21 protein-coding genes are annotated in these 25989 nt (G+C 63.7%); 14 read left to right on the top strand and 7 right to left on the bottom strand.

The window, feature by feature from the left end; translation table 11 throughout:
• Nucleotides 1-55 precede the first annotated feature (55 nt).
• The gene (locus ACEN42_RS35540; protein ID WP_035499986.1) at nucleotides 56-634 is read right to left on the bottom strand and encodes a UbiX family flavin prenyltransferase; all 579 of its coding nucleotides are present in this window, start codon (nucleotides 632-634) and stop codon (nucleotides 56-58) included.
• 275 nt (nucleotides 635-909) lie between these two features.
• Here ACEN42_RS35540 and ACEN42_RS35535 point away from each other — a divergent pair, with 275 nt between their 5' ends.
• From ACEN42_RS35535 to ACEN42_RS35505, 7 genes are all read left to right on the top strand, one after another.
• Entirely contained in the window at nucleotides 910-2001 is a 1092-nt protein-coding gene (locus ACEN42_RS35535; RefSeq protein WP_371882349.1) for a porin, read from the top strand.
• A 238-nt stretch (nucleotides 2002-2239) separates the two neighbouring features.
• Nucleotides 2240-3625: an MFS transporter gene (locus ACEN42_RS35530; protein ID WP_238216404.1), complete on the top strand. Its 1386-nt coding sequence runs from the start codon at nucleotides 2240-2242 to the stop codon at nucleotides 3623-3625.
• Between the two features lie 148 nt (nucleotides 3626-3773).
• Nucleotides 3774-5123, top strand: a complete 1350-nt coding sequence (locus ACEN42_RS35525; protein WP_371882348.1) for an MFS transporter — start codon at nucleotides 3774-3776, stop codon at nucleotides 5121-5123.
• A 392-nt stretch (nucleotides 5124-5515) separates the two neighbouring features.
• Nucleotides 5516-6583 (top strand): TauD/TfdA family dioxygenase, encoded by a 1068-nt coding sequence (locus tag ACEN42_RS35520; RefSeq protein WP_371882347.1) that lies wholly within the window; start codon nucleotides 5516-5518, stop codon nucleotides 6581-6583.
• Nucleotides 6584-6704: 121 nt separating this feature from the next.
• Nucleotides 6705-7508 carry an ABC transporter substrate-binding protein gene (locus ACEN42_RS35515; protein WP_238286930.1) on the top strand — a complete coding sequence of 268 codons (804 nt, stop codon included), beginning with the start codon at nucleotides 6705-6707 and terminating at the stop codon, nucleotides 7506-7508.
• A gap of 13 nt (nucleotides 7509-7521) precedes the next feature.
• A complete protein-coding gene (locus ACEN42_RS35510; RefSeq protein ID WP_187603114.1) occupies nucleotides 7522-8667 on the top strand; it encodes an amino acid ABC transporter permease in 1146 nt (381 codons plus the stop codon).
• A gap of 12 nt (nucleotides 8668-8679) precedes the next feature.
• Nucleotides 8680-9423: an amino acid ABC transporter ATP-binding protein gene (locus tag ACEN42_RS35505; RefSeq protein WP_035499995.1), complete on the top strand. Its 744-nt coding sequence runs from the start codon at nucleotides 8680-8682 to the stop codon at nucleotides 9421-9423.
• A gap of 23 nt (nucleotides 9424-9446) precedes the next feature.
• On the opposite strand, the gene ACEN42_RS35500 is transcribed toward ACEN42_RS35505, so the two are convergent.
• Genes ACEN42_RS35500 through ACEN42_RS35485 form a run of 4 tightly spaced genes read right to left on the bottom strand, consistent with a single transcriptional unit; the run spans nucleotide 9447 to nucleotide 14541 of the window.
• Entirely contained in the window at nucleotides 9447-10757 is a 1311-nt protein-coding gene (locus ACEN42_RS35500; RefSeq protein WP_371882346.1) for an MFS transporter, read from the bottom strand.
• Entirely contained in the window at nucleotides 10754-11296 is a 543-nt protein-coding gene (locus tag ACEN42_RS35495; RefSeq protein WP_238216417.1) for a GAF domain-containing protein, read from the bottom strand. The genes ACEN42_RS35500 and ACEN42_RS35495 overlap by 4 nt, the downstream gene beginning before the upstream one ends.
• A gap of 23 nt (nucleotides 11297-11319) precedes the next feature.
• Nucleotides 11320-12729, bottom strand: a complete 1410-nt coding sequence (locus tag ACEN42_RS35490; RefSeq protein WP_238216419.1) for an MFS transporter — start codon at nucleotides 12727-12729, stop codon at nucleotides 11320-11322.
• Between the two features lie 27 nt (nucleotides 12730-12756).
• Entirely contained in the window at nucleotides 12757-14541 is a 1785-nt protein-coding gene (locus tag ACEN42_RS35485) for a gamma-glutamyltransferase family protein (RefSeq protein ID WP_371882345.1), read from the bottom strand.
• Nucleotides 14542-14724: 183 nt separating this feature from the next.
• On the opposite strand from ACEN42_RS35485, the gene ACEN42_RS35480 reads away from it, so the two are divergent.
• Nucleotides 14725-15381: a FadR/GntR family transcriptional regulator gene (locus tag ACEN42_RS35480; protein WP_371882344.1), complete on the top strand. Its 657-nt coding sequence runs from the start codon at nucleotides 14725-14727 to the stop codon at nucleotides 15379-15381.
• A 15-nt stretch (nucleotides 15382-15396) separates the two neighbouring features.
• Here ACEN42_RS35480 and ACEN42_RS35475 read toward each other — a convergent pair whose 3' ends face one another.
• Nucleotides 15397-16542 carry a porin gene (locus ACEN42_RS35475; protein ID WP_371882343.1) on the bottom strand — a complete coding sequence of 382 codons (1146 nt, stop codon included), beginning with the start codon at nucleotides 16540-16542 and terminating at the stop codon, nucleotides 15397-15399.
• 222 nt (nucleotides 16543-16764) lie between these two features.
• Between ACEN42_RS35475 and aldA the strand changes: the two genes are divergently transcribed.
• The 6 genes from aldA (at nucleotide 16765) to ACEN42_RS35445 (ending at nucleotide 24520) form a co-directional block, all read left to right on the top strand.
• Nucleotides 16765-18189 carry an aldehyde dehydrogenase gene (gene aldA / locus ACEN42_RS35470; RefSeq protein ID WP_371882342.1) on the top strand — a complete coding sequence of 475 codons (1425 nt, stop codon included), beginning with the start codon at nucleotides 16765-16767 and terminating at the stop codon, nucleotides 18187-18189.
• A gap of 128 nt (nucleotides 18190-18317) precedes the next feature.
• A complete protein-coding gene (locus tag ACEN42_RS35465) occupies nucleotides 18318-19619 on the top strand; it encodes a nitrate/nitrite transporter (protein WP_238216426.1) in 1302 nt (433 codons plus the stop codon).
• Nucleotides 19616-20833, top strand: coding sequence for a mandelate racemase/muconate lactonizing enzyme family protein (locus ACEN42_RS35460; protein WP_371882341.1), 1218 nt, complete (start codon nucleotides 19616-19618; stop codon nucleotides 20831-20833). Before ACEN42_RS35465 ends, ACEN42_RS35460 begins: the two co-directional genes overlap by 4 nt.
• Nucleotides 20834-20860: 27 nt before the next feature.
• The gene (locus ACEN42_RS35455; RefSeq protein WP_371882340.1) at nucleotides 20861-22516 is read left to right on the top strand and encodes a GMC family oxidoreductase; all 1656 of its coding nucleotides are present in this window, start codon (nucleotides 20861-20863) and stop codon (nucleotides 22514-22516) included.
• 160 nt (nucleotides 22517-22676) lie between these two features.
• Nucleotides 22677-23591 (top strand): LysR substrate-binding domain-containing protein, encoded by a 915-nt coding sequence (locus ACEN42_RS35450; protein ID WP_187603697.1) that lies wholly within the window; start codon nucleotides 22677-22679, stop codon nucleotides 23589-23591.
• A 47-nt stretch (nucleotides 23592-23638) separates the two neighbouring features.
• Nucleotides 23639-24520, top strand: coding sequence for a LysR substrate-binding domain-containing protein (locus ACEN42_RS35445; protein ID WP_371882339.1), 882 nt, complete (start codon nucleotides 23639-23641; stop codon nucleotides 24518-24520).
• Between the two features lie 8 nt (nucleotides 24521-24528).
• Here ACEN42_RS35445 and ACEN42_RS35440 read toward each other — a convergent pair whose 3' ends face one another.
• Nucleotides 24529-25890, bottom strand: a complete 1362-nt coding sequence (locus tag ACEN42_RS35440; protein ID WP_371883235.1) for an MFS transporter — start codon at nucleotides 25888-25890, stop codon at nucleotides 24529-24531.
• Nucleotides 25891-25989 lie beyond the last annotated feature (99 nt).

The following is a 25989-nucleotide window of genomic DNA, read 5'->3' as shown; positions in this document are numbered from 1 at the left end:
ATTCGAACGAGTTATCAGTGAAAATTGATAATGCGAGAGAGCGCGCGCGTGAATCTCACATGCCCCAGCGATGCACCACGGAGGATTCGATGCCGAAGAGATCGAGCACGCGCCCGATGGTGTGATCGACCATTTCGTCGAGCGATTCGGGGTTCGCGTAGAATGCCGGCACCGGCGGATAGACGATTGCTCCGGCCTCGGTCACGCTCGTCATGCTGCGCAAGTGGCCCAGATGCAGCGGCGTTTCCCGAACCATCAGCACGAGCCGGCGGCGCTCCTTGAGCGTGACGTCGGCGGCGCGCGTGAGCAGGCCGCTCGTCACGCCCGTGGCGACTTCCGAGAGGGTGCGGATCGAGCAGGGCGCGACGATCATGCCCATCACGGGGAACGAGCCGCTCGAAATCGCCGCGCCGATGTCCGTGTTCGGATACGTGACCGTGGCGAGCGCGCGGACATCGGCGACGCTGTAGGGCGACTCGTGCGCGAGCGTGACCTGCGCGGAGCGGCTCATCACCAGATGCGATTCGATGTCGAGTTGCCTGAGCAATTGCAACAGGCGGACACCGTAGACGACGCCCGATGCGCCGCTGATGCCCACGATCATGCGCCTGGGCTGTACTGCGCTGAAATGCATCTGTGCTCTCCGTTTTATCGGTGATGAATTAAACGTCGCGGATGTTAGCACGGCGATTCAATCTGTCGATGAGGTTATCGGCATTTTTGGAATCGATGAGTAAATACCCTGATCGAGTATTCGGGATGTTCGATTGATTGATAAATAACTCGTGATTCAAAAGCCGAATTGAAGTAGTTAAACTCGGTTCCGCATCGGGCAGAGCAGCACTGCGCGATGCAAGAAGCCGGCGCCGACGAGCGACCGGCCAACGATAAAAACATTGGAGACTTCGGTTGAGAACTTGTCTGCTGGTCGGCGGTTGCGCCGCGATCCTGGCTGGCCCCGCGTGGGCGCAGTCGTCTGTGACGCTGTATGGGAGCGTCGATGTTGGCGTCGATTTCGTATCGAACTCCCAGGGCAAGCGTCTGTATCAGGAATCGTCCGGCAAGCGCACGCCGGATCGCTGGGGCCTGTTGATCAAGGAGGATCTGGGCGGCGGCAATTCCGCGTTCGCGCGGCTGGAATCCGGTTTCCTGACCAACACCGGCGCGCAGATCAACCCGACGAGCTTCTTCAACCGCAATGCCTACGTCGGGCTCTCGAACGATACCTGGGGCTCGCTGAGCTTCGGCAACATCAACGACTACATCTACCAGTACGTCGGGCGGCTGAACAACTCGGTGCCGGGCATCTCGTCGTACTACACGCCCGGCAATCTCGACGGCCTCGCGAACACGCATGCGCTGAACAACGCGGTCAAGTACGAGACGATCAACTTCCACGGCTTCCAGGCCGGCGCGATGAACGCGTTCGGCAATCAGGCGGGCGACTTCAGCGCGGGACGCCAGTACAGCGTCGGCGCGCAGTATTCGAGCGACACCGTGAATTTCGGCGTCGCGTACACGATGTCGCATAACCGCACCGCCGACGTCTTCGGCACCTTCAGCCTCAACTCGCTGCTCGGCCAGCCGTTGAGACAGGGCACGATGTTCAATGCGAGCCGTTACAGCACGCTCGCCGCCGGGGCGTCGGTGAAGTTCGGCATCTTCACGCCGCACGTGACGTACACGGGCGTCAAGCTCCAGAACGCGCAGGGCTCGACCACGCTCAACAACTATCAGGCCGGCGTGAACACGGAACTGGTCGGCAATCTGGGCTTTTTCGTACTCGGCCTGTCCGCGGATCACTCCCTGTTTCAGGGACTCACGATCAACCAGTACAACCTGTTTTTGACCGATTATCTGTCGAAGCGCACGCAGGTCTACGCCGGCGTGGGCCTGCAGCGCGCTTCGGGTCCAGGCGCGCGCGCCGCGCAGTTCGGCTATCAGCCTTCGTCGAGCGGCAGCCAGACGGTCGCGCGCATCGGCGTCAACCATATGTTCTGAGGACACGGAGGGCGGCCATCGTGCGTTGAAACATAGTGCAAACGGGGTGCGACTGAGCGCGCGAGGCGGATTCATCACTTATTTCGATCGCATCATCGTTTCTTTTTGATTGAGCCGCGCGGGGCCGACTCTTATATTGTGGCTCGGGCCACGGCGCCGTCATGAGAGACATTCAGCAGCAGTGCAAGCGGGCGCGCCCCTCGGGTGCGTCCCTTGGCACGAGGTAAATGGGACATACATGCAAGCAGACCGGACTTTCAACATCGCGACATTGATAGAAGAGCAGAAGACGGGACGCTTCGCCGCCGGTCTGCTCTTCTGGTGTTTCCTGATCATGCTGATGGACGGCTACGACCAGACGGCCGTGTCGTTCGCGGCGCCGGCCATCATCAAGGACTGGCACGTCGCGCGCGGCGGCTTCGGCCCCGTCTTCGGCGCGGGCCTGTTCGGCACGCTGATCGGCTCGTTCATCTTCGGCTACCTGGGCGACCGGCTCGGCCGCAAGCGGGCGATCATCATCGGCAGTCTTTTCTTCGGCGCGCTGACCTACGCCTCGGTGTGGGTGACTTCGCTGCAGGAACTGATGCTGCTGCGCTTCCTGGCCGGCATCGGCATGGGTGGCGTGGTGCCGAACTCGGTCGCGCTGGTCGCGGAATATGCGCCGAAGCGTCTGCGCGCCACATGGGTCACGCTGATGTTTTCGGGCTTCTCGATCGGCGCGGGCTCGGGCGGCCTGGTGTCGTCGTCGCTGATTCACCGGTTCGGCTGGCCTGTCATGTTCGCGGTTGGCGGCGTCGGCTCCTTGCTCGTCGCGCTGCTGCTGATCTTCACGCTGCCAGAATCCGCGAAGCTGCTCGCCATCCGGCAGCGCGATCCGCAGATGCTGCGCAAGCTCATCACGCGCCTGCGTCCCGATCTGAAGATTCCCGCCGATGCGCAGTTCGTCGCCGGCGAAGTGCGCGAGAAGCAGCGCTTCGTGCTCAAGCTGATTTTCTCCGACGGCCTCGCCGCGATTACGCCCTTGCTGTGGATCGTGTTCATCGCGAACTCGATGGCGCTTTATTTCCTGCAGAACTGGCTGCCGATCCTGATGGAAGGCATGGGCATCGATCCGCGCGGCGCGGGTCTCATCACGATGATGTTCTCTGTCGGCGGCGTGATCGGCGGACTCGTGCTGTGCCGATTCGTCGATCGTCACGGCGTCGCGGCGATCATCTCGCTGCCCGTCATCGGTCTTCCGGTCGTGGCGGCGCTCGGTCACGGCTCCTCGCAGGGCTGGCTCATGCTCGCTGTCTTCGCCACCGGCTTCTGCGTGGTGGGCGCGCAGTACGGCTTGTATGCCGTGGCGGGCATGATCTATCCGACCTCGTTCCGTTCGGCCGGTGTCGGCAGCGCGATTTCGGTGGGCAAGATCGGCTCGGTGTCGGGGCCGGTGATCGGCGGTCTTCTGCTCTCGATGCATCTGCCGATCACGCAGCTTTTCTACGCGGCGTCGGTGCTGTTCCTCATTGCCGCCGTGTTCTCGACGATCCTCGCGCTGCTGTACCGCAAGCGCTTCGGCGAAACGCCGGGCGTTGGGGCCGGCGCTGAAACGGGCCGGGGTTCACTGGTGCAGGACGCGTAATTTCCACAGCGAGGCATGTCGTACCGATGCCGCGCTTTGTGAATCGGTTCGGATGCCGAAACATAAATGCGTCGGCGAAAATAAAGGAGACAGAGATGGACCGAGACGGCATGTCGCCGCGACATGAAGCCCACGGAGGATCACGACGATGAGCAACGTCGCCGCCCCGGAGACCACCATCAACGTTTCGGCGCTGATCGAGCGCCAGAAGCTCGGCGGCTTCGCGCTGTTCCTGATCATGTGGTGCTTCCTGATCGTGTTGATCGACGGTTACGATCAGGTCGCAGCTGCCTTCGCCGCGCCCGCGCTGATGCACGCGTGGCACACGAACGCGGCCGGCTTCGGACGCGTGTTCGGCGTGGGACTGTTCGGCGTGCTCGTCGGCTCGCTCTTGCTCGGCTTCAGCGGCGACCGCTTCGGACGCCGCGTCACGATCATCTACGGATCGCTCTGGTTCGGCATCCTGACCTTCATGTGCGGCTATGCGGACTCGCTCGGGCAACTCACGCTGCTGCGCTTTCTCGCGGGCATCGGCATGGGCGGGGTCGTGCCGAACACCGTCGCGCTCGTTTCCGAGTACGCCCCGAAAGCGCGCCGCGCGACGTGGATCACGCTGATGTTTTCCGGCTTCTCGATCGGCGCGGGCGGTGGCGGAGCGGTCGCCTCGTGGCTGCTGCCGCGCTTCGGCTGGCCCGTGCTGTTCACGCTGGGCGGCGTCGCGGCGGTCGTGGTGGCGCTGGCGTCGTTCGCGCTGTTGCCCGAATCGATCCGCTTTCTCATCATGAACGGGCGCGACGTTCGCAGGATTCGACGCATCGCGGCGCGTCTCGGCGCAACGGCCGAGGGCGAAGGCGTGCGCTATGTCGTGGATGACGAAACCCGCGTGCGCGTGCGGCCGGCCGCGCTGTTCCAAGATGGCCTCGCCAAGGTGACGCCATTGCTTTGGGCGATCTTCATCCTCAATTCGCTCGCGCTGCACTTCCTGCAGAACTGGCTGCCGATCCTGTTCAGCATGAGCACGCTCGCGCCCGCCCGCGCGGCTCAGGCGGCGATGATGTTTCCGGTCGGCGGCACCGTCGGCGCCCTTGCGCTGAGCCGCTGCGTGGATCGCTATGGCGTGCGCGTGATTCTGCTGCTTGCGCTGGCCGGTTGTCCCATCGCCGCATTGCTCGGCATGCAGATGCCGACGGCGTGGCTCTTCGCGGCCGTGTTCGCGAGCGGCGTGTGCGTGATCGGCAGCCAGTTCGCGCTCTATGCGGTTTCGGGCATGGTGTATCCGACCACGCTGCGCTCGACCGGCGTCGGCACGGCGATCGGCATTGGCAAGCTCGGGTCGGTCGCGGGATCGATGCTCGGCGGCGTGCTGCTGTCGATGCATCTGCCGGTCGCGCAACTGTTCTTCAATCTTGCCGCCGTGTTCGTGTTGATCGTGTTGCTGTCGGCGTGGCTCGGCGGTGTGCGGCGATACGAGCGGCGTATCGCAACGGAGCCATGCTGAGCGCGGGCATCGTCGGGTCGAAAAATGTCTCTGATTCGGGCGTCGTGAGTGGCGCCCGTTTCTTCGTCGGCGATCTCGCGTGATCGGATAATTTGTCTAGACAAGACTCGACGATTCATAGAATTCGCAAGAATAGAACCGGCCGCGCACGCTCCGCGCGGCCGTCGAGCATCGTTCCAGATACGCTTCTTCTCCATCCCGAACCGCTACCCGACGCGATAATACCGGCCTAGGTGTTTGCCCGCATGGCTGTCACATCTTCTTGATGGAAAAGTCGAGCGGGTTTAGATTGCAAATCTTGTATATACAAGCGTGCGATTTGCCTAAGGCGTGCATTCGCTGGCGCGTCGCGGCATGCATCGAGTCCAAGGTCCCAAATCACTGGAGCGCAAATGTCTTCCGCCGAATATCTGCAAGGTGCGTGTGTGTGGAATGGCGTCGAAATGCGGGAGAATCAGCGATGGATCAAACAGATTCCTTCTGCCGTGCTCGACGAGATCGACGCGGCTGTCGCCAGGACGGCCGATACCGGCTGGCGTGACATCACGCGCGAAAACTTCCCGCTGCCGGGCGCCGCTGCGTTCTTCGACGATGTGCGCGACGAACTGGAAAACGGCTCCGGGATGGTCAAGATCCGTGGCCTCGATGTCGGCCGCTACGACGCGGAACAACTGCGCCGCATCTGGTACGCATTGGGCCGGCATCTCGGCACGCCGATGTTCCAGAACCGCCGCGGCGAGCTGATGCGCGAGATCAGGGACGAAGGCGCGGGCGTCGGTGCGAAGCTCTATGGCTCGACGGTGGACGCATCGGGGAAGGAGTTTCTATCGTCGGGTGCGCGGACACTGTCGCCGGGCGAGTTGCGTTTCCATACGGACCGTTGCGATGTCGTCGGCTTGCTGTGTGTGCGGCAGGCGTCGGAGGGCGGCGTGAGCAAGCTCGCGAGCAGCGCGACGATCTACAACGAAATGCTCGGACGCCGCCCGGACCTGCACGCGCTGCTTTGCAGGCCTATTCCGCGAAGCCGCTTCGGCGAGGAAGCGGGCGGCGAACACGTCGCTTACGATCTGCCGGTGTTCGGCGTGCGCGACGGCAAGCTGACGAGCCATTTTTCGCTGACGTATATCGAGAACGCGCAACTGCTTCCCGGCGTGCGCAAACTGACCGATGCCGAGCACGAAGCGATTCGCCTGCTGCTGCAGCTTGCGCAGGAGCACTGCTTCGAGATGCGTTTCGCGCCCGGCGATATCCAGCTTCTCAACAACCACGTCATCTATCACGGACGCACCGCGTTCAAGGACGACGTGAGCACCGGCCAGGACAGGATGCTGATGCGTCTCTGGCTTTCGGTACCCAACTCGCGCGCGCTGCCTGAAGATCATGCGATCCTCTGGGGCGATGTGTCGGGCGGCATGCCTCATGGCGGCATCGCGCAACCGGCGACGCCGTGCATGAGCTGAGCGTGTTGCCGGTAGAAGACGGGCTTTATTCCACCAAGAGGAGACTAACGTGATGCAAAGCAGTATGCCTCGCGCAACAACAGGTGCACTCCGGCTTCAACGAGCGATCGTTTCCATCGCGATGAGCGCGTTCGCTGTCGCGGCGAGCGCCGCGACGGACTATGGGAATTGCGAAGTCAAGGGCGACAAGGGCTCCGTCAAACTGACGACCGTCACGCCCGGCGCGCTTTCGGTGCGCCCCGTGCTCGGCGTGCCCGGCTGGTGGAACGGCGACTCGCTGGAGACCATCAAGGATGGCTTCGAGTACTGCATGGCCGCCAACATGGCTTATCGCGCGGGCCTCGATCGCGTCGTCCTGGTGAGCCGATCGTTTCAGCAGGTCCTCACGGGACAATCGCAGGGATTCGATATCGCGCTGAGCGAGATCACCATCACGGACGCGCGCAAGAAGGTGGTCAACTTCACCGAGCCTTACTTCAGTTCCGATCAGGGCGTGCTCGTGAAGGCGGGAACCAAGGTCGACAAGAGCAACCTGAGCAGCCTTCGCTATGCGGTCGAGCGCGGCACGACGGCCTACGATTACATCATGGAGAAGATCAAGCCCGCTGAGCAGCCCAAGGTGTTCAACGATCCTCCGTCGATGTACACGGCGCTGGCAGCCGGACAGGTGGACGCCGTGATCTACGACACGCCCAACGTGCTGTTGCGCGCGAAGAACTCGAATGGCGCACTGCAGGTGGTCGGACGCTTCGATACGGGCGAGAAGTGGGGCGGCGTGGTCAACAAGGATTCGCCGAATCTCGCGGCCTTCAACCAGCTGATCGAAGGTCTCAAGAAGGACGGCACGCTCGAACGGCTGAGCGCCAAGTATCTGACGCCGGAGCTCGGCACCGATCCGACCAAAGTGCCCGTGCTGAACCCCTGAGCGAGCCTGAACCATGAGCAACGCAACGCGACACACGAGCGAGGTGGGACAGGCACAGGCTCCGGTGACGAACGGCCGCCGCCTGAAGACGGGCGGCATGCCGTGCGTGCCGACGTCCCTGCTGAGCACGTCGATCGTGACGGTCGTGGCCGTCGTCCTGGCAAGCTGGTACACGATTGCCGTGATGCGAAGCTCCCTGCTGGCCGCTCAGCTCGATAGCGCGGCGGTCAATGCGCTCGCTGTCGTGCTGGCGTTGCTCTCCCTGGCGATCGTCGTGCCGCTCGTCAGGGCGCTGCGTTTCGGCAATGCCATCCGCGACGCCGCCGCGCGCCGCGATCTGGCGAAGGCGCGCGGCGCTCGATCGGCCACGAGGGATCAGTGCTTCATCGCGCTGGGTTATGCGCTGGCGCAACTGGTTCTGGTCATCGTGCTGCAGTTCTTCCTGATCAATCATCAGGCGGTGGCGAAGACGTTCTTCGCGGTGCCGTTGATGATCAAGACGTTTCCGCTGGTGCTCGCCGCCTTCTGGATGAACGTCAAGATCGCCGTCATCACGGAGATACTCGTCCTGATCTGGGGCTTGATAGTGGCCCTCGCGATGTTCGCGCCGGGCGCGGCGGGCAAGCCGGTGCGTCTCATCGCGACGGCGTATGTCGATATCTTCCGCGCCGTGCCCGCGGTGCTCGTGATCTATCTGGTCGGCTTCGGCATTCCGCTGACCGGCATCCCCGTTCTCAAGGACCTTTCGCTGACGATCTTCGTCATCGTCGCGCTGACGTTGACGGTGGGCGCGTACGTCGCGGAAATTTACCGCGCCGGGATTCTGAGCATCCACTGGAGTCAGAGCGCGGCCGCGCGCTCGCTCGGCCTGTCGCACTTCCAGACCCTGCGATTCGTGATCGTGCCGCAAGGCGTGCGGCAGATCATTCCGCCGCTGCTCAATTCGTTCATCTCCCTGCAGAAAGATACCGCGCTGGTGTCGGTGGTCGGCGTGATCGACTCGTTCAATCAATCCATGCTGATCGCGTCGAACTATTACAACCTGTCCGCGGTCAGCACCGTGGCGCTGCTGTTCATCGTGATATCGATTCCGCAGACGCGCTTCGTCGAGCGGATGATGCGACGCGACCGGGCGCGCATGCGTGCCGGCGAAGCCTGAGGAGACGAGCCCATGTCGTTCATCGACATTCGTGACATATCGAAGTCGTATGGCAAGGTACCGGTTATCCAGCGTCTCGCGATGACGGTCGAGGAGCACGAGGTCGTGTGCCTGATCGGGCCGTCCGGCTCGGGCAAATCGACGCTGCTGCGTTGTATCAACGGTCTGGAACTGATCGACGACGGCGAGATTCTGGTCCACGGCGACCCGATCACCGGCCCCGGCGTGGACGTGGACGCATTGCGCCGGGACATCGGTATCGTGTTTCAGGGCTATAACCTGTTCCCGCATATGAGCGTGCTGGAGAACGTGACGCTCGCGCCGATCCGCGTGCTCAGGCAATCCAGGGCCGAGGCCGAGGAACGCGCGATGGCGCTGCTCGGGCGCGTCGGTCTTGCGCACAAGGCGAAGGAATATCCCGACCGGCTCTCGGGCGGGCAGCAGCAGCGCGTGGCGATCGTGCGCGCGCTGGCGATGGACCCGATGGTGCTGCTGCTCGACGAAATCACTTCCGCACTGGATCCCGAGCTCGTCTCTGAAGTGCTCAACATCGTGCGCGATCTCGCGAGCGAAGGCATGACCATGCTGCTTGCCACGCACGAAATGGGCTTCGCGCGGGAGGTATCGTCGAAGGTCTGTTTCCTGTGCGATGGCGCGGTGTATGAAGAGGGGCCGCCGGAGCAGATCTTCGGCGACCCCGTGCGCGACAGAACCCGCGCGTTTCTCAGAAGCATTCGGGAAGCGAAGCGCATCTAGGCGACGGCTTCCCGGCGAGCACATCAACGCGGCGTCAATGCTTGCGTCGCGGCTTCGGACTTTGCATCGCGCGAGGCCGTCGCGGGGCCGGGATCGTTCGGTTCCCGTGCGCTCGTATCGTATAGGCGGTCGGGAATGAAGAACGCGCAGACGCCGCTCAGGAAGAACACCGCGCCGACCATCAGAAAGCTCACGCCGAACGTAAATTGCGTGGCGACATAGCCGATCACGACCGGCGCCGCGCCGGAGCAGAAGCGTCCCACGTTATACGAACCGCCGACAGCCGTGCCGCGAATGCGCGTGGCGAAGCTCTCGGACATGAACGCGCCCATCGTTCCGAGCGGCACGCCGTAGAGGAAGCCGAAGAACAGCATCAGCCAGACGATGTTCTCGCGCGTGTGAAGAAACACGATGACCGGCAGAAACAAGGCCGCGCCGATGCAGCCGAGCACATACACGCCGCGCCGGCTCCACAGGTCGCCGACCCAGCCCGCGACGATCTTGCCCACGAACGCGACGACGTACGTGCCGATCATATAGCCCGCCATCGAGCCGAAGCGCACGTGCAGTTCCTTCTCCAGATAGGTCGGCAACCAGTTGTTCAGCCCGTAAAAACCCGACAGCGCAAACACGGATGCGAGCGCCCACAGGATGAATATCCTGCGTGCCTCGCGATCCGAGAAGATCAGGTAATAGCGGTTCTCGCGCCAAGGGCGGCGCACGCGCGGCGCGTCTTGCCGCTTCGCCACGCTGGCGCGCCAGCCGGGCGGCTCGGGCACGAACCAGTGAATCGCCAGCGCCAGCACGACGGGAATCGTCGCGACGTAAAAGAGCATGCGCCAGCCGTAGAGCGGCAGAATCCAGTTGGCGAGCGAGATTACGACGATATAGCCCGCCGACACACCCGTCTGCAACATGCCGAGAATCAGCGAGCGCCGTTCGGTCGGAACATATTCGGCGACGAGCGTGCTCACGAGCACCATGCAGCCGATCCCGAGCGAGCTGATGAAGCGCACGAGCGCGAATTGCGCGAAGGTGTGCGTGAGTCCGAGCAGGCCTGCGCCGAGCGAGAAGAGCGCGAGCGCCCACACGACGACGCGCACGCGCCCGAGCGTATCGCTTGCCCAGCCGCCGAGGATGCCGCCCACCGCCATCCCGACGAGCGTGAGGCTGCCCAGCGCGCCCGCCTCGACATTGGTGAGGCCGAATTCGCTTTTGATGCGGGTGAGCGTGAGGCCGTACATCATGACGTCGGCGCCATCGACGAGCAGCGCGAGATAGCCGAGCGCGAACACCATCAGCCAGCGCCCGGTTTCGGGAGAAGCGCGATTCATGAGCGCGGTTCCTCGTCGGCGAAGAGCGGCATGCGGGCGACCAGCGCGGGCGCGAGAAACGAGCCGAGCAGCACGCCCGTGTCTTCGTGCTCGCGCTTGTACCAGTGCTCGACGTGCGTGAGATTCATCGTGCCGATGCATTCGCCGTCATAGGCGATCGGGATGTTGAGGATCGAGCCGAGGCCCATGTTCGCCATCGTCATGTGATCGTCGAACGCGCGGCGGATGTCGTGCGCGGTCTCGCCGCGAAACGGCCGCAAATCATGGAGGATTTGCGTCGCCCACGCGGTGCCGCGCTTCTTCTTGCGGCCTCCGGTCGGATAGACCTCGGGCATGTTGGTGAAGACGCGCTCCACTTCGTGATTGCGCGCATCGTAAGCCATGATGGTGAAGAGCCGGAAGCCGATCGTCTCGGCGGCGACCACCGCGACCGCGTCGAAGAGCGTCGCGGGCTGGGCTCTCTCGCGCATCGCGCGTGCGAGCCGTTGCAGATCGTTCAGTTGCAACGGGCGCGTGGTGTGTGCTTCTGTGTCGCGCATGATGTCGTTGTCGGTGTAGGCGCTCAGCCGCGCAGATGAGTGGAGGCGAGACGGTCGCGCGCATCGTCCTCGATCGCGCCGTTGATCTCGATGTCTTCGAGCGAGCGATTGCGCGTCTCGATGCCGAGGAAGAACACGACGCACGCGCCCGCAAGCAGCACGGCGGTGGTCATCGCGAAGACGCCGAAGAAGCCGAACGACGGATACACGATGCCGACGAGAATCGGCGCGCTCACCGAGCCGATGCGCCCGAACGAGGACGACGATCCGGTGCCCGTGGTGCGCACGGCGGTCGGGAAAATTTCCGGCGTGTAGGCATAGACGCCCGCGAACGCGCCATTCATGAAGAACGACAGGCAGATGCCCGCGGCCATGATCTGCACGCCGGTATGCGACAGCGACAGCATGATCGCCGCGATGCCGCCGAGCGTCATGTACGACGCCACCACGCCCTTGCGGCCGATCTTCTCGTTGAGCCACGCCGCCGAGAAATAGCCCGGAATCTGCGCGCCGTAGATGGCAATGGAGAAGCCGAAGCTCTTCGTGATCGTGAGCCCTTCCTTGACGAGCAGGCTCGGGATCCACGAGAAGAACGAGTAGTACGCGAAAGCCACGGCGAACCACATCAGCCAGCTGACGGCGGTCGTACCCGCGAGGCGCTTCGACCACAGCGTCTTCACGTTTTGCCAGGCGCTGCCGCTGCTCTTTGCGGCGGACGGAATCGCGCCCACGGCGGACAGCGGCGCGAGCGCGATGCCGCGTTGCGCATACCATGCCTCGATATCGTCGACGATGCTGCCGGCCTCGGTGACGCGGCCCTGGCTTTCCATCCAGCGCGGCGATTCGGGCAGCGTGCGCCGCCACCACAGCAGCATGACGACGGGCAGGGCGGTGATCACCGCGAGATAGCGCCAGCCGTCCGGAAAATTGCGCACGACGGTATAGCCGAGAATCGACGAGCTCAGATAGCCGAACGACATGAAGCCGACCAATGCGCCGCAGAACATGCCGCGATAGCGGCGCGGCACGAATTCGGCGAGAAACGGCGCGATCACGACGGTTTCGGCGCCCGAACCGAAGCCCGCGACGATGCGCAGCGCGAAGAACGTATGCCAGTCGTTGGCGGTGGCGCTCGCGAGCGACGCGACGCAATAGATCGCGAGCGCGCTCATCATGATGCGGCGCCGGCCGATGATGTCCGCGAGCACGCCCGACAGGAACGCGCCGAAGAAATAGCCGATATACGTGCTGCTCGCGACGAGTCCGGTCTGCGCGCTCGTCAGGTTCCACAGCTTGCTGACGACCGGAAGCAGGAACGCGAGCGACGACGAATCGAGGCCGTCGAACAGATAGCCCATTCCGCCGATGATCAGCAGCTTGCGATGAAAGCCGGATAGCGGCAGCCGTTCGAGGCGGGCGGCGACAGCGGACATGATCGATGTTCTCCGATGGATGCTGCGTCAGCGCCCGATGGCGTAAGCCTGCATCTGGCGCGGCGTGGCGGCGCCGCGCATCAGGCCGTGACGGATGCCCACGGCGCACACGCGCCCGAGCGACCAGGGTTCGGCGACCGTGAGTTCGTGGCCGCGCGCGCGCAGTTCGTCGAGCGTGGCTTGCGGAAAGGTGCCTTCCGCCGACATCTTGCCGAGCTGAATGTCGCGCGGATAAAACGAGCCGGGGAAGTGCGCGGTCTGGAAGGAAGGCGAATCCACGGCGGCTTGCAGATTCAGGCCGAAGTGCACGTGCCGCAACAGCAGTTGCAGCGACCATTGATCCTGCTGATCGCCGCCCGGCGTGCCGAGCGCGGCATACGGCTTGCCGTCGCGGGTGACGAGCGTCGGCGAGAGCGTGGTGCGCGGACGGCGTCCCGGTCCGAGCGACGAGGGCAGTCCTTCTTCCATCCAGAACATCTGGCCGCGCGTGGTCACGTTGAAGCCCAGTCCGGGCACCGCGGGCGATGCCTGCAGCCAGCCGCCCGACGGCGTCGCCGACACCATGTTGCCCCAGCGATCGACGACATCGAGATGCACAGTGTCGCCGCGCAACTCGGGCAGCGGCGCGAACGTGGGTTCGCCCTGACCGAAGCCGCCCGGTTGCTGGCGGCCCGCGTTGGCGAGGATTTTCGCGGCGCGCGCCTCGCTGTCGAGCAGATTGCCTGGACGGAATTCGAACGATGCGCGGCGCGGATCGATTTGCCGGCGGCGTGCGTCGTTGTAGGCGTCGCTCAGGAGCGTGTCCATCGGCACGTCGGAGAAGTTCGGGTCGCCGTAGAAGACGTCGCGGTCCGCGAACGCGAGCTTCGCGCATTCGATGACCGTGTGGACGAAGTCCGGTCCCAGCGGGTCCATGCCCGCGAGATCGAAGCCCTTCAGCAAAGCCAGTTGCTGCAGGAACATCGGGCCCTGGCCCCACGGTCCCGTTTTGTGGACCATGAAGCCTTCGTATTCGTAGGAGACGGCGTCTTCGTAGGTCGCCTCCCAGCGCGCGAGATCGGATGCATCCAGCAGCCCGCGATTACGCTGGCCCGACGTATCGAGCACGTCGGTCGAACGGAAGTACTGATCGATCGCATCCGCGACGAAGCCGCGATAGAAGGCAAGACGCGCGCGCTCGCACTGCTCCGCGCGGTCGCCGCGCGTGTTCGCTTCGCGCAGGATGCGCTTGTAGGTTTCCGCGATGGCCGGATTCGCGAACAGATGATTGGGTCGCGGCGCTTCGCCGTCGCGCAGCCATTGCTCGGCGGACGTGCGCCATTCGCGCTTGAAGAAATCCTGGATCGCGAGGATCGACGACGCCATGCGCGGCAGCACCGGATAGCCATGTTCCGCGTAGCCGATGGCATAGCTCAGCACGTCTTCCAGCGGTAACTGCCCGTAGTCGCGCAGCAAGGTCATCCAGCCGCCGAACGCGCCCGGCACGACGGCGGGCAAGAGGCCCGTGCCGGGCATCACGGTGAGGCCCAGCTCCTTCATGCGCTCGATGGTCATGGCGGCGGGCGTCACGCCCTGGCCGCACAACACGCGCACGCGGTCTTCCTTCGCGCTATAGAACACGGCGGGCAACTCGCCGCCCGGCCCGTTCAGATGCGGCTCGACGATCTGCAGCACGAAGCCGGCTGCCGCTGCCGCGTCGAACGCGTTGCCGCCTTTTTCGAGGACCGCCATCGCGGACGCGCTGGCCAGCCAGTGCGTCGACGCCACCATGCCGAAAGTGCCGATCAGTTCGGGTCGTGTCGTGAAGCTCATTACTGTCGTCCGTTGATTGAACCATTGTCGAGTGGTTCGGTTTTTCAATGCCGATGCGCGTATCGTGATGCGAAATGGAGAGCGCTTCACGTAGCGTAAATCATCATAAAAAGTAAAGCAATCCGTGTGATTCAGCCGGCAATCTGCTAATCTGAACCAATGCACAATGGTTCAAAAAAGATCATGGAAAAGCCCACGCTCGACAGACTGCTCGACTACGTCGCGCAACACAATCTGAAGGACGGCGACGCGCTGCCGTCGGAGCGGAGCCTCGCCGAGGCGCTCGGCCTGAGCCGGCGCGAATTGCGCGGGGCGCTGTCATCGCTGGAAGCGGCGGGACGCGTGTGGCGCGGCGTCGGGCGCGGCACGTATCTGGGCACGCGTCCGCTTAAGTTTTCGGCGTCGCTAAGCAGTCTGCGCGCAGGGTCGAGCCCGGCGGATATCGCGGAAATGCGGCTGGTGCTCGAACCGGCGTTCGTCGAACTGGCGACGAGTAAGGCGAGCCCGGACGATCTCGCGGAACTGGAGAAATGCGCGCGGCGCAACGCCACGGCGAAGGACGATGACGAGTGGCAGCAGTGGGATCACCGCTTTCATTTGCTGATCGCGCAGGCCACGCGCAATCCGGCGATCATCGCGCTGATGGAAGTGGTGAACGGCATGCGCATGAAGCCCACCGCACGCGAAAAAACCGCCGATCAGGATACGCGGCGGCATTTCGCGGAGCAGCATCAGGCTGTCGTGAAGGCGATGATCAAGCGCGACGGCGCAACCGCCGCCGCGCGCATGCGCGACCATCTATTGAACGTGCAATGGCGGATACCGTCGCAAAAAGGATGAGCGTGCCTGGCAGCCTCAGAACGCGTGCCGCACGGCCACGCGCGCGATGAACTGCTCCGCATTCGACGACACACCCTGCGCGCCCGGAATATACGCCTGATCCAGAACCGAACCGGTCGATGCGCCGGCAATCTTCTGATACGCGCCTTGCACGTACACGTCGGTGCGTTTGGACAGGAAGTAATCCGCCATCAGACCGGCCGAATGGATACGCGGCTTCACGGTGCCGGCGGTCGAGTCGTAGGTTTCGATCGAATAGACATACTGCGCGCCGATGAAGAACGCCGGCGTGAACTGATACTTGCCGTTCACTTCGAAGTTCTGATAGCGGAGATTCTTGAGCGTGTTGCCCGCCGACGCGAGCGGCACGCCGATGTAGCCGTTCGTTACGGGATCGCGATAGCTGGAATTTGTGTACGCGAAGCCGACCGTGGCCTTGTCGATGGTGTAGTTCACGCCCGCGCCGAAAATCTGCATACGTTGCGCGATGAAGCTCGCATCGTTCGTCGCGATTGCGCCATTGGCGTTGAGGCCCGTGCCGTCGGCGCGCAGATAAGCGGCGCCGAGCAGCAGGCCGGCGTTCGCATACGACGCGCCGAAGCTGTACTGGCGGTTGTTGGCGAAGTTCGTGTCGTTGCTGAAGCTGTACGTGCCGCCGAACCGGAAGCCGCCGAGCGCCGGGCTCGTGTACTTCACCGTGTTGTTCACGCGAAACGAGTTGTCCGTGTTGTCGTTGTCGAACGGATGCGCGAACAGGTAGCCCGCGAAATTGCCGTTGGCGGTGGTGGGCGCGAGATAGTCGACCACGGAATCGTACTGACGGCCGAGCTTGACCGAACCCAGGCGATCGTTCGCCACGCCGACATAAGCCTGCCGTCCGAACATGCGGCCGCCTTGTCCGGCCGCACCATTGCTGATGTTGACGCCGCTCTCCAACTGGAACACGGCCTGCGTTCCGCCGCCCAGATCCTCGACGCCGCGCAAGCCCCAGCGGCTGCCCGACGCATAGCCGCTGGTCAGTTCGTAGGCCCGGTTCGAGCCGACATTGCTGGTGAAATCGAATCCTTCGTCGAGGATGCCGTAGAGCGTGACGCTGCTTTGAGCATGCGCTGAAGTTGCGATGCAGGCGAGTGCCGCCAATGAGATGGCTGTGATTCTCATGAAAGTCTCAAGTCTTTTAATTTTCGTCAAAAGTCCCGACCATCAAGCGTCGCCGGGACCGCGAGCGAGCGATTGTGCGACACGCAAGGGAGGGCTGCCAAAGGATTAAGTTGAAGGACAAACGTGAGTTTTTCGAATGTTTCGCCCGCGAATTCTTCGCTTGTTGCTGCACTGCGAAGCGCGAAAGAATGGGCCGCAAATACTCACGGGACAGCGCTGCCAATGAAGCCAGAACGGAATTTTGTGAACGGGCGTTTCATCGCCCCTTTGAGCGATGACGTCGTTGCGATCCTGAATCCCGCGACCGAAGCGATTGCCGGTCACGTCCATAACGCGTCGCGCGATCAGGCGCTGCTGGCCGTCGAGCAGGCCGCCGCCGCGCAACGTCCGTGGCGCGCGCTGCCCGCCGTCGAACGCGGCGCGCACATGCAGCGCCTCGCGGATGAGATCACCAGCGCGTGCGCCGAAATCGGCGCTGCGCTCGCGATGGAATCCGGCAAGAGCGTCGCCGATGCGGGCAACGAAGCCGTCTACGCCGCGCAGATCACGCGCTATCACGCGGAATGGGCGCGCCGCATCGAAGGCGAAGTCATTCCGAGCGATACGCCCGACGAAAACCTCGTGCTGCATCGGGAGCCGATCGGCGTGGTTGCGTGCCTGATCCCGTTCAACTTCCCGATCTACACGCTGATGCGCAAGATCGCGCCGGCGCTGATCGCGGGTAACACCGTGGTCGTGCGGCCGAGCAACAACACGCCGCTGTCGGCCTTCGCACTCGCGCGTGCCGTCGAGCGCGCGGAGCTGCCCGCGGGCGTCGTCAACATCCTGGCGATGGATCACGCCACCGCCGAAGCCGTCTGCACACATCCTAAGGTCGGCATGATCACGCTGACGGGCAGCGTCAACGCGGGCCGCAAGGTGCTGGACTACTGCAAGGCGAATATCGCGAAACCGTCGCTCGAACTCGGCGGCAAGACGCCCGCCATCGTCGAGCCGGACGCCGATTTGCAGAAGGCGGCGCGCGAACTGGTCGCATCGAAGCTCACGCATTGCGGGCAGCTCTGCACGGCGATCGAGCGCGTCTATGTTCACGAAAGCATTCACGACGCGTTCGTCGGCATGCTGCGCGACGAGATGCGGGCGAAGCGCATCGGCGATCGCAGCGACGATGCGGGCTTCATGGGACCGCTCGTCAATGCGGCGTCGCGCGACGGCATCCATGCGATGGTGCGCCGTGCGATCGAAGCCGGCGCCCGGCTCGAAACCGGCGGCGAAGTGCCGGACCGCAAGGGCTTTTTCTATCCGCCGACGCTGCTGTCGAACTGTCGTCAGGACATGGAGATCGTGCAGGAAGAGACCTTCGGTCCGGTGCTCGCGGTGCTGAAATACGCGACGCTCGATGAAGCCATCGGGATGGCGAACGATCATCAGTTCGGGCTTTCTTCGGTGCTGTACACCGAGAACTACCGCAACGCGATGAAGGTCGCCAATTCGATCGAAGCGGGCGAGCTGTATATCAATCGCACGCCTGCCGATCCGTATCAGGGCTTTCACGCCGGGTGGAAGCGCTCCGGCATCGGCGGCGACGACGGCAAGCACGGCATGCTGGAGTTCACGCAGACGCGTCTCGTCGTCATGAAGTACTGAGTTTCGCGGCCGGTTGTCAAAACGCAACCGGCCGTTTCGCAGCAACAAGTCCATCCATAAAAACATATCGAAGGCCGGCCGCGCGGCGTTTGCATGCCGCGCGCCACTGTCCTTTCAGGAGTACAAACGTGTCATCGAATCCCGCTCAATCCAGCCGGAGCGTCGCCGCGTCGCGCGAAGGCTCGCGCGCCGACCGCTATATCCAGCTCACTTTGCTCGTTCTGGCAGCCGGCGCCATTTATCCGATTCTGTATCTGCGGCAGGTTTATCAGCCGACGATGCTCGAAGTCTTTCACATCACCGAGTCGCAACTCGGTTATCTGTATTCCGCGCTCGGCACGATCTTTCTCGTCTGCTATCTGCCGAGCGGCTGGCTCGCGGACCGCATCGCGCCGCGCGTGCTTATCAGCTTCTCGCTGATCGCGACGGGCGCGCTCGGCCTGTGGTACTCCACCGCGCCGGCGTTCGGCTCGCTGATCGTGATCTTCGGCTGCTGGGGCCTGACGACGGGCCTCACGTTCTGGGCCGCGATCATCAAGCGCGTGCAGATGATCGCCGGCACCGACGAACAAGGCCGCTTCTTCGGCTTTCTTGACGGCGGGCGCGGTCTGATCGAAGCGCTGCTCGCGACCATTGCGATATCGCTGTTCGCGTGGGCCACGCAGACGCACGGCGAATCGACGGCGGCGGGCTTCCGGCTCGTCGTCTACATGTACGCGTTTCTATGCATCGGGCTCGGCGTCGTGCTCGGTCTCGTGCGCGATCCGGCCGCTGTCGAGGCGAAGGAAACGAAGCGCCGCGACAGCAACGTCATGCGCGATCTCGCCGTGCTGCTGAAGAACCCGCAACTGTGGCTGCTCGCCGCGATCGTGTTCTGCGGCTATCAGGTGTTCTGGGCGACTTACAGCTTCTCCGCGTATCTGCATGAGCGGGAAATCGGCTTGTCGGTGGTGGCAGCCGGCTTCATCACGACGCTCAAGCTGTGGATGCGCCCGATCGGCGGCATCGGCGGCGGCTTTCTCGGCGACCGCTTCTCGAAGACCTCGGTGCTCGTGTTCGCGCTGTTCGCGGCGGCCGCCGCGCTGCTCGTGCTGATGGCCGCGCCGTCCATCGGCAGCCACGCGGTCATCGCCGTGGTCGTGCTGTTCATCGGCGTGATGACCTACGCGATTCGCGGCCTCTACTGGTCGCTGCTCGATCAGTGCAAGGTGCCGCCCGAAACCATGGGCCTCGCCATCGGCCTCGTCTCCGTGATCGGCTATTCGCCGGATGCGGTGCTGCCGCTCATCAACGGCTATCTCACGCAGAACTATCCGGGCGTGCATGGCTATCAACTCTACTTCGGCTATATCGCCTGCATGTCCGTGCTGGGCGGTGTCGCCGGTCTCGTCTTCAAGCATCGTCTCGACAAACAAGAGGCTCAAGCATGAAAATCGCCGCGCTGGAAACTCATATCGTCGCCGTGCCGCCGCCGCATGTGGGCGGCATGTACTGGATCTTCGTCAAGCTGCGTACCGATTGCGGCATCGAGGGCGTGGGCGAAATCTATTCCGCGACGTTCCATCCGAAAGCGATGACGCCGATCATCGAGGACGTGTTCGAACGCTATCTGCTCGGACACGATCCGCATCATGTCGAGCGCTTCTATCGCGAGTGCTATTCGAGCGGCTTCACGCAGCGCCCCGATCTCACGATGATGGGCGTCGTCAGCGGCCTGGAAATGGCGTGCTGGGACATCATCGGCAAGGCGGCGAACAAGCCGGTGTACGAACTGCTCGGCGGCCGCGTGCACGAGCGTCTGCGTTCGTACACGTATCTCTATCCGAAGAACTCGCGCGGCGAATACGACTACGACGATCCCGATCTCGCCGCCGAATGCGCCGCGCATAACGTGGAACTGGGCTTCACGGCCGTCAAGTTCGATCCGGCCGGCCCGTACACCGCGTATTCCGGACATCAGGTGTCGCTCGACGTGATGGACCGTTGCGAACTGTTCTGCCGCAAGGTGCGCGAGGCGGTCGGCAGCAAGGCCGATCTGCTGTTCGGCACTCACGGCCAGATGGTGCCGTCGTCGGCGATCCGTCTCGCGCAGCGTCTGGAAAAGTACGATCCGCTGTGGTTCGAAGAGCCGGTGCCGCCCGGACAGGAAGAGGCGATGGCGCAGGTCGCCGCGAAGACCAGCATCCCGATCGCGGCGGGCGAGCGTCTCACGACCAAGTACGAGTTCTTCAAGCTGCTCGAAGCGCGCGCGGCGTCGATTCTGCAGTTCAACGTCGGACGCGTGGGCGGTCTGCTCGAAGCGAAGAAGATCGCAAGTCTTGCGGAAGTCCATTACGCGCAGATCGCGCCGCACCTCTACAACGGCCCGGTCGGCGCGGCGGCGAGCATCCAGATCGCGGCGTGTTCGCCGAATTTCCTGATCCAGGAAAGCATCGGCACATGGGACGGCTTTCACGCCGACGTGCTCAAGTCGGGCATTCGCTGGGAAGACGGCTACATCATTCCGTCGAACGAGCCGGGTCTCGGCGTGGAACTGAACATGGACGTCGTGCGCGCGCACACGCCGTACACCGGCGAGCGGCTGCATCTGCAGATGGCGGCGAAGCCGTTCGACGTAAAGGACCTCGCGCCCGCAAGGGGCTGAACCGAAGGCACTGAAGGCGACAGAATCATGGAATTCGATTACATCATCGTGGGCGCCGGATCGGCGGGCTGCATTCTCGCAGACCGGCTCTCCGAGTCGGGACAGCATTCGGTTTTGCTGCTGGAGGCGGGCGGCGCGGACAGTTCATTCTGGTTCAGGGTTCCGGTCGGGTTCACCAAGACCTACTACAACCCGGAATACAACTGGATGTACTACAGCGAGCCGGAAGCGCAGCTCAACGGCCGCCAGCTTTATTGTCCGCGCGGCAAGGTGCAGGGCGGCTCCGGCTCGATCAACGCGATGATCTACGTGCGCGGCCAGCCCCACGATTTCGACGACTGGGCGCGCGCGGGCAATCCCGGCTGGAGCTTTCGCGACGTGCTGCCGTACTTCCGGCGCGTCGAATCGCACTGGGCGGGCACCACCGAATATCACGGCGCGGACGGCAAGATCGCCATTACGTCGATGAAGGACGGCGCGCATGCCATCTGCGGCACGTTCCTGGAAGGCGCGCGTCAGGCGGGCTATCCGGTTACCGGCGACATCAACGGCCCGGACTACGAAGGCGCCGCCATCTATGACCTCAACGCGCGCAACGGCGAGCGCTCGTCGAGCAGCTTCGAGTATCTGCATCCGGCGCTGTCGCGCAAGAACCTGCGCGTCGAGCGCAATGTCACCGTGCGCCACGTGATGTTCGACGGCAAGCGCGCGACGGGCATCGAGGCATCGCGCAAGGGCGAGCCGCTGACGTTTCGTGCCAAGCGCGAAGTCATTCTCTCGGCGGGCGCAGTCGATACGCCGAAGCTGTTGCAACTGTCCGGCGTCGGCGAACCGGCGCTGCTCGCGAAGCATGGCATTGCCGTGCAACACGCGTTGCCTGCGGTGGGCCGGAATCTGCAGGACCATCTGTGCGTGAGCTTCTACTATCGCGCGACGGTCAAGACGCTGAACGACGAACTCCGTTCGCTGGCGGGCAAGGCGAAGGCGGCGCTGCGCTATCTGCTCTCGCGCAAGGGGCCGCTGTCGATGAGCGTCAACCAGTCGGGCGGCTTCTTCAAGGGCGACGCACACGAAGCGGAACCGAACCTTCAGCTTTACTTCAATCCGCTGTCGTACCGCATTCCGAAAAGCAGCAAGGCGCAGCTCGAACCGGAACCGTATTCGGGCTTTCTGCTGTGCTTCAATCCGTGCCGTCCGACGAGCCGGGGAAGCATCGAAATCACGTCGAACCGCGTCGAAGATGCCGCGGCGATCCGCATCAACGCGTTGACGACCGAAAAGGATCTGCATGAAGCCGTGCAGGGCAGCAAGCTGATCCGCAAGATCATGAATTCGAAGGCGCTGCGCGGCATCACGGCCGAGGAGATTTCGCCGGGACCGGACGTGCAAAGCGACGAAGTTCTGCTCGATTATTTTCGCGATCAATCCGGCTCGATCTACCATCTGTGCGGATCGTGCGCGATGGGCGCGGATGCGGCCACATCCGTCGTCGATGCGCGGCTGCGCGTGCATGGCGTCGACGGGCTGCGTATCGTCGATGCGTCGGTGTTCCCGAACATCACGTCCGGCAACCTCAATGCCCCGACGATGATGGTCGCCGAAAAAGGCGCCGACATGATCCTCGAAGACGCGCAGGCCGACCCCGCGCAGGCGTCCACGCCAGCGGAACTCGTGCCGGTCTGAACTTCGCGGCGCGAGTACGCGTCGCCGAAGCTGCATAATTTGCCTCGATTCGTAAAATGCCGTCAAAGAACGGCATGCTCCGGTGCACTTGCGTGTCGAATGCGCGTCGCGTGCCGGAGCCGCCTCCGGCGGCGAAAAGGAGATCGTCTTGAAGCGAAAAATGCCCGCCCTCAATGCGCTGAGGGCTTTCGAGGTGGCCGGACACACCGGCAACTTCACACGTGCCGCGGAAGTGCTGCACGTCACGCAAAGCGCGGTGAGCCGGCAGGTCCGCCAGCTCGAAACGCAACTCGGCGAGACGCTGCTGGTGCGCCGCCATCATCATCTCGAACTCTCCGCGACGGGGCGCCTGTTGTTGCAGGCGCTCAAGTTGTCATTCGACCGCATCGAACTGACGGTACGCAGCATTCAGGAGAAGACGCACCTGAAGCGCCTGCGCGTCAATGTTCCGCCCACGTTTTGCAGCCGCTGGCTGATGCCGCGTCTGCAATCGCTGCGCGCGGCGGCGCCCGAGCTCGAACTCACGGTGACATCCAGCGTGAAGGACGATCTCGTCGAATCGGGCTCGCTCGACTGCGCGGTGCGTTTCGGCGACGGCGAGTGGGACGGCCTCGACAATCAGTTGCTGATGAACGAGCGGCATCTCGCCGTGTGTGCGCCGTCGCTGCTCGGCGGAAGCACGGGCGCGGCGGAGAATTTCGGCGCGTTCACGCTGCTCCATGTTCTGGCGAGCAGCGATCAGCGTTATCTGACGTGGCAGCACTGGCTGAAGGCCGCGCATATCGACGATGTCGATCTCGGCGGCGGCCACGAATTCGATCTGCTCGATCACGCGATCCGCGCGGCGGTGGACGGGCTCGGCGTCACCATGGCCGACCGCCACATGATTTCGTCCGAGTTGCGGCAGGGCACGCTGGTGCCGCTGAGCGACGTCGAAGTGGACGGGCATCAGTCCTACTGGCTCGTGACGCGCACCGGCCAGGACGACGCGCCGCCGGTCGCCGTGTTCCGTGACTGGCTGCGTCGCGAGATCGAAGAGCAGGAGCGCGGCTGGCCGTTGCGCGCGAGAGAATAGAAGGGCGGCCGGAGCGCCGCCGCCAATAAAAAAACCAGGAGACAACCGTGCGCCGTCTGCCATCCCTGACCGCATTGCGCTTCTTCGAAGAAAGCGCGCGGCATATGAGCTTCAACAAGTCGGCGGCCGCGCTGTGCGTGACGCCGGGCGCGGTCAGCCGGCAGATTCGCCTGCTCGAGGATGCGCTCGGCACGAAGCTGTTCGACCGCGATCACAAAGGCATTCGCCTGACGCGGCAAGGCGAAGAACTGCTTCAATGCCTGGCCGAAGCGTTCGATTCGATCGAGCGCGTGACGCGATCGCTGTCCAGCGCGAAACCCGGCGAACGCAAGCGGCTGACCGTGACCGCGCCGCCGACCTTCGCGTCGCGCTGGCTGTCGCCGCGGCTCGGCGCGCTGATGGACGCCGTGCCCGATATCGACCTTTCCGTGCGCACCGATGCCGCCGACGATCGTCATTGCAGCATTCGCTTTGGATACGAAGCGCGCGCGGATCATCGCTCGGAGTTGCTGTTCATCGAACGGCATGTGCTCGTCGGTGCGAAGAAATATGCCGGGCAGCCGGTCGAAACGCTGCTCGAACGCACGCCGACGCTGCATGTGCTGCACAACGACGTGCGCTTGACGCTCTGGCCCAACTGGCTCGATGCGGCCGGTTTGCCGCGCGCTTATGCGGAGAACGGCATCGAGTTTTCCACGCTCGATCAGGCGATCCATGCCGCGCGCGCGGGCTCGGGCCTCGCGGTGGTGGACCGCAACATGATCGTCGATGATTTGCATGACGGCGCGCTCGTGCAGTTGTCGCCGGTGGAATCGAGCGGGCCTTATGGCTACTGGCTGGATATCGCGCCGTCGCACGCGGGGCTGGATTGCGTGCAGGCGTTCGCGGAATGGCTGCGCGGCGAGGGGGCGAAGGCCGCGCAGCTCTGAGCGGGCGATCAGTTGCCGCTTGCCTGGTTCAACGTCAGATGCTTCGTTTCCGGCGCCCAGGCAATCGACACGATCATGCCCACCAGCAGCACCGCGGCCAGCGCGAGCATGGTCATCTGGATGCCGGCTTGCGCAATGCCGACAGGCAGCAGAAACGTCCCAACCGCCGATCCCAGCCGGCTGCACGCAATCGACAGCCCCACGCCGCAAGCACGCGCCTCGGTCGGAAAGCACTCCGGCGGAAACACGCCGACGAGATTCGAGAACGCCGACATCGTCAGCGTGAAGATGCCGAACGCGACGATCATCCCGAGATTCGCCGAAGCCGGCAGCACCGCCAGCGCAAGCAGCGACGCGCAGCACACCGCGAACGAACCGATCAGGAACGAGCGGCGCGACAGCTTGATGGTCAGCCAGATGCCGAGCAGCGCGCCGAGCACGAGAAACGCATTCAGCAGCAGATCGGCGCCCGAGCCTTCGGGCACGCGGATCGCCGTGAGAATGCTCGGCAGGAACGTGTAGATCGCGAAATACGGAATCACGAGACACACGAAAAATGCGCAGTTGAAGATCGTGCGCCGGATCAGATCGGGCTTGAAGAGCCGCGCGAAACCGCCCGCGGGTGCGTGGTCTCCGCCCGCATCCGCGCCGAGCGTGACATTCGGACCGAAGTGTTTACGTACGATGCGCAACGCTTCGTCCTTGCGTCCCTGGCCGAGCAGCCAGCGCGGCGACTCCGGCGTGCCGATGCGCAGGATCAGCACGAGAAACGCCGGCACGCCAGCCGACGCGAGCAGCCAGCGCCACGCGTCCGGTGAGGCGTCGGCGTAATGCATGCCGAGCACGTTCGCGATCACATAGCCGATCGTCCAGATCACGCTGAACGAGCCGAGCAACGTGCCGCGATGCTTGCGCGGCGAAAACTCCGCGAGAATCGCGTGTCCTACGGCGAAGTCGCCGCCCATGCCGAAGCCGATCAACACGCGCAGGCCGACGAGCATCGCGGGCGTCGTCGCGTAGAACTGCGCGAAGGCGGCCGCCGTGATGATGACGAAGCTCAGCAGGAAGATCTTCTGCCGTCCGAGCTTGTCGGAGAGCCAGCCGAACACGAGACTGCCGATGAAAATGCCGATCAATGCGGACGAGCCGAGCAGGCCCATCCAGAATGCATCGAGCGGAATCTGCTTGTTCAGCGACGTCAGCGCATAGCCGATCGTGCCGAGCGCATAGCCTTCCGTGAAGTGCGCGCCGAAGGTCAGACCCGCGATCTTGATGTGAAAGCGGTTCAGCGGAACATCGTCGAGCGCGACGCGATCGGGGGTGCCGGCGAAAGGCGCGGCGGCATGCACAGCGAGCGCGTCCGCGCTCATGCTTCGAGTATCCAAGAGTATCTCCTCCATTCGGAGTGCAGCGGTGCGGATCGCACCGCATGAAAACCGCGCACGCGATGGTTTTATCGTTCGTGCGTG

This window comes from Caballeronia sp. S22 (assembly GCF_964261745.1).
Taxonomy (GTDB): domain Bacteria; phylum Pseudomonadota; class Gammaproteobacteria; order Burkholderiales; family Burkholderiaceae; genus Caballeronia; species Caballeronia jiangsuensis.
This window is presented reverse-complemented; position numbering and strand designations above follow the sequence as displayed.

Coding starts and splice junctions, on each gene's coding strand:
- ACEN42_RS35540 (WP_035499986.1), bottom strand. CDS start 634: ATGCATTTCAGCGCAGTACAGCCCAGGCGCATGATCGTGGGCATCAGC.
- ACEN42_RS35530 (WP_238216404.1), top strand. CDS start 2,240: ATGCAAGCAGACCGGACTTTCAACATCGCGACATTGATAGAAGAGCAG.
- ACEN42_RS35525 (WP_371882348.1), top strand. CDS start 3,774: ATGAGCAACGTCGCCGCCCCGGAGACCACCATCAACGTTTCGGCGCTG.
- ACEN42_RS35520 (WP_371882347.1), top strand. CDS start 5,516: ATGTCTTCCGCCGAATATCTGCAAGGTGCGTGTGTGTGGAATGGCGTC.
- ACEN42_RS35515 (WP_238286930.1), top strand. CDS start 6,705: ATGAGCGCGTTCGCTGTCGCGGCGAGCGCCGCGACGGACTATGGGAAT.
- ACEN42_RS35510 (WP_187603114.1), top strand. CDS start 7,522: ATGAGCAACGCAACGCGACACACGAGCGAGGTGGGACAGGCACAGGCT.
- ACEN42_RS35505 (WP_035499995.1), top strand. CDS start 8,680: ATGTCGTTCATCGACATTCGTGACATATCGAAGTCGTATGGCAAGGTA.
- ACEN42_RS35500 (WP_371882346.1), bottom strand. CDS start 10,757: ATGAATCGCGCTTCTCCCGAAACCGGGCGCTGGCTGATGGTGTTCGCG.
- ACEN42_RS35495 (WP_238216417.1), bottom strand. CDS start 11,296: ATGCGCGACACAGAAGCACACACCACGCGCCCGTTGCAACTGAACGAT.
- ACEN42_RS35490 (WP_238216419.1), bottom strand. CDS start 12,729: ATGTCCGCTGTCGCCGCCCGCCTCGAACGGCTGCCGCTATCCGGCTTT.
- ACEN42_RS35485 (WP_371882345.1), bottom strand. CDS start 14,541: ATGAGCTTCACGACACGACCCGAACTGATCGGCACTTTCGGCATGGTG.
- ACEN42_RS35480 (WP_371882344.1), top strand. CDS start 14,725: ATGGAAAAGCCCACGCTCGACAGACTGCTCGACTACGTCGCGCAACAC.
- ACEN42_RS35475 (WP_371882343.1), bottom strand. CDS start 16,542: ATGAGAATCACAGCCATCTCATTGGCGGCACTCGCCTGCATCGCAACT.
- aldA (WP_371882342.1), top strand. CDS start 16,765: ATGAAGCCAGAACGGAATTTTGTGAACGGGCGTTTCATCGCCCCTTTG.
- ACEN42_RS35460 (WP_371882341.1), top strand. CDS start 19,616: ATGAAAATCGCCGCGCTGGAAACTCATATCGTCGCCGTGCCGCCGCCG.
- ACEN42_RS35455 (WP_371882340.1), top strand. CDS start 20,861: ATGGAATTCGATTACATCATCGTGGGCGCCGGATCGGCGGGCTGCATT.
- ACEN42_RS35450 (WP_187603697.1), top strand. CDS start 22,677: ATGCCCGCCCTCAATGCGCTGAGGGCTTTCGAGGTGGCCGGACACACC.
- ACEN42_RS35440 (WP_371883235.1), bottom strand. CDS start 25,890: ATGAGCGCGGACGCGCTCGCTGTGCATGCCGCCGCGCCTTTCGCCGGC.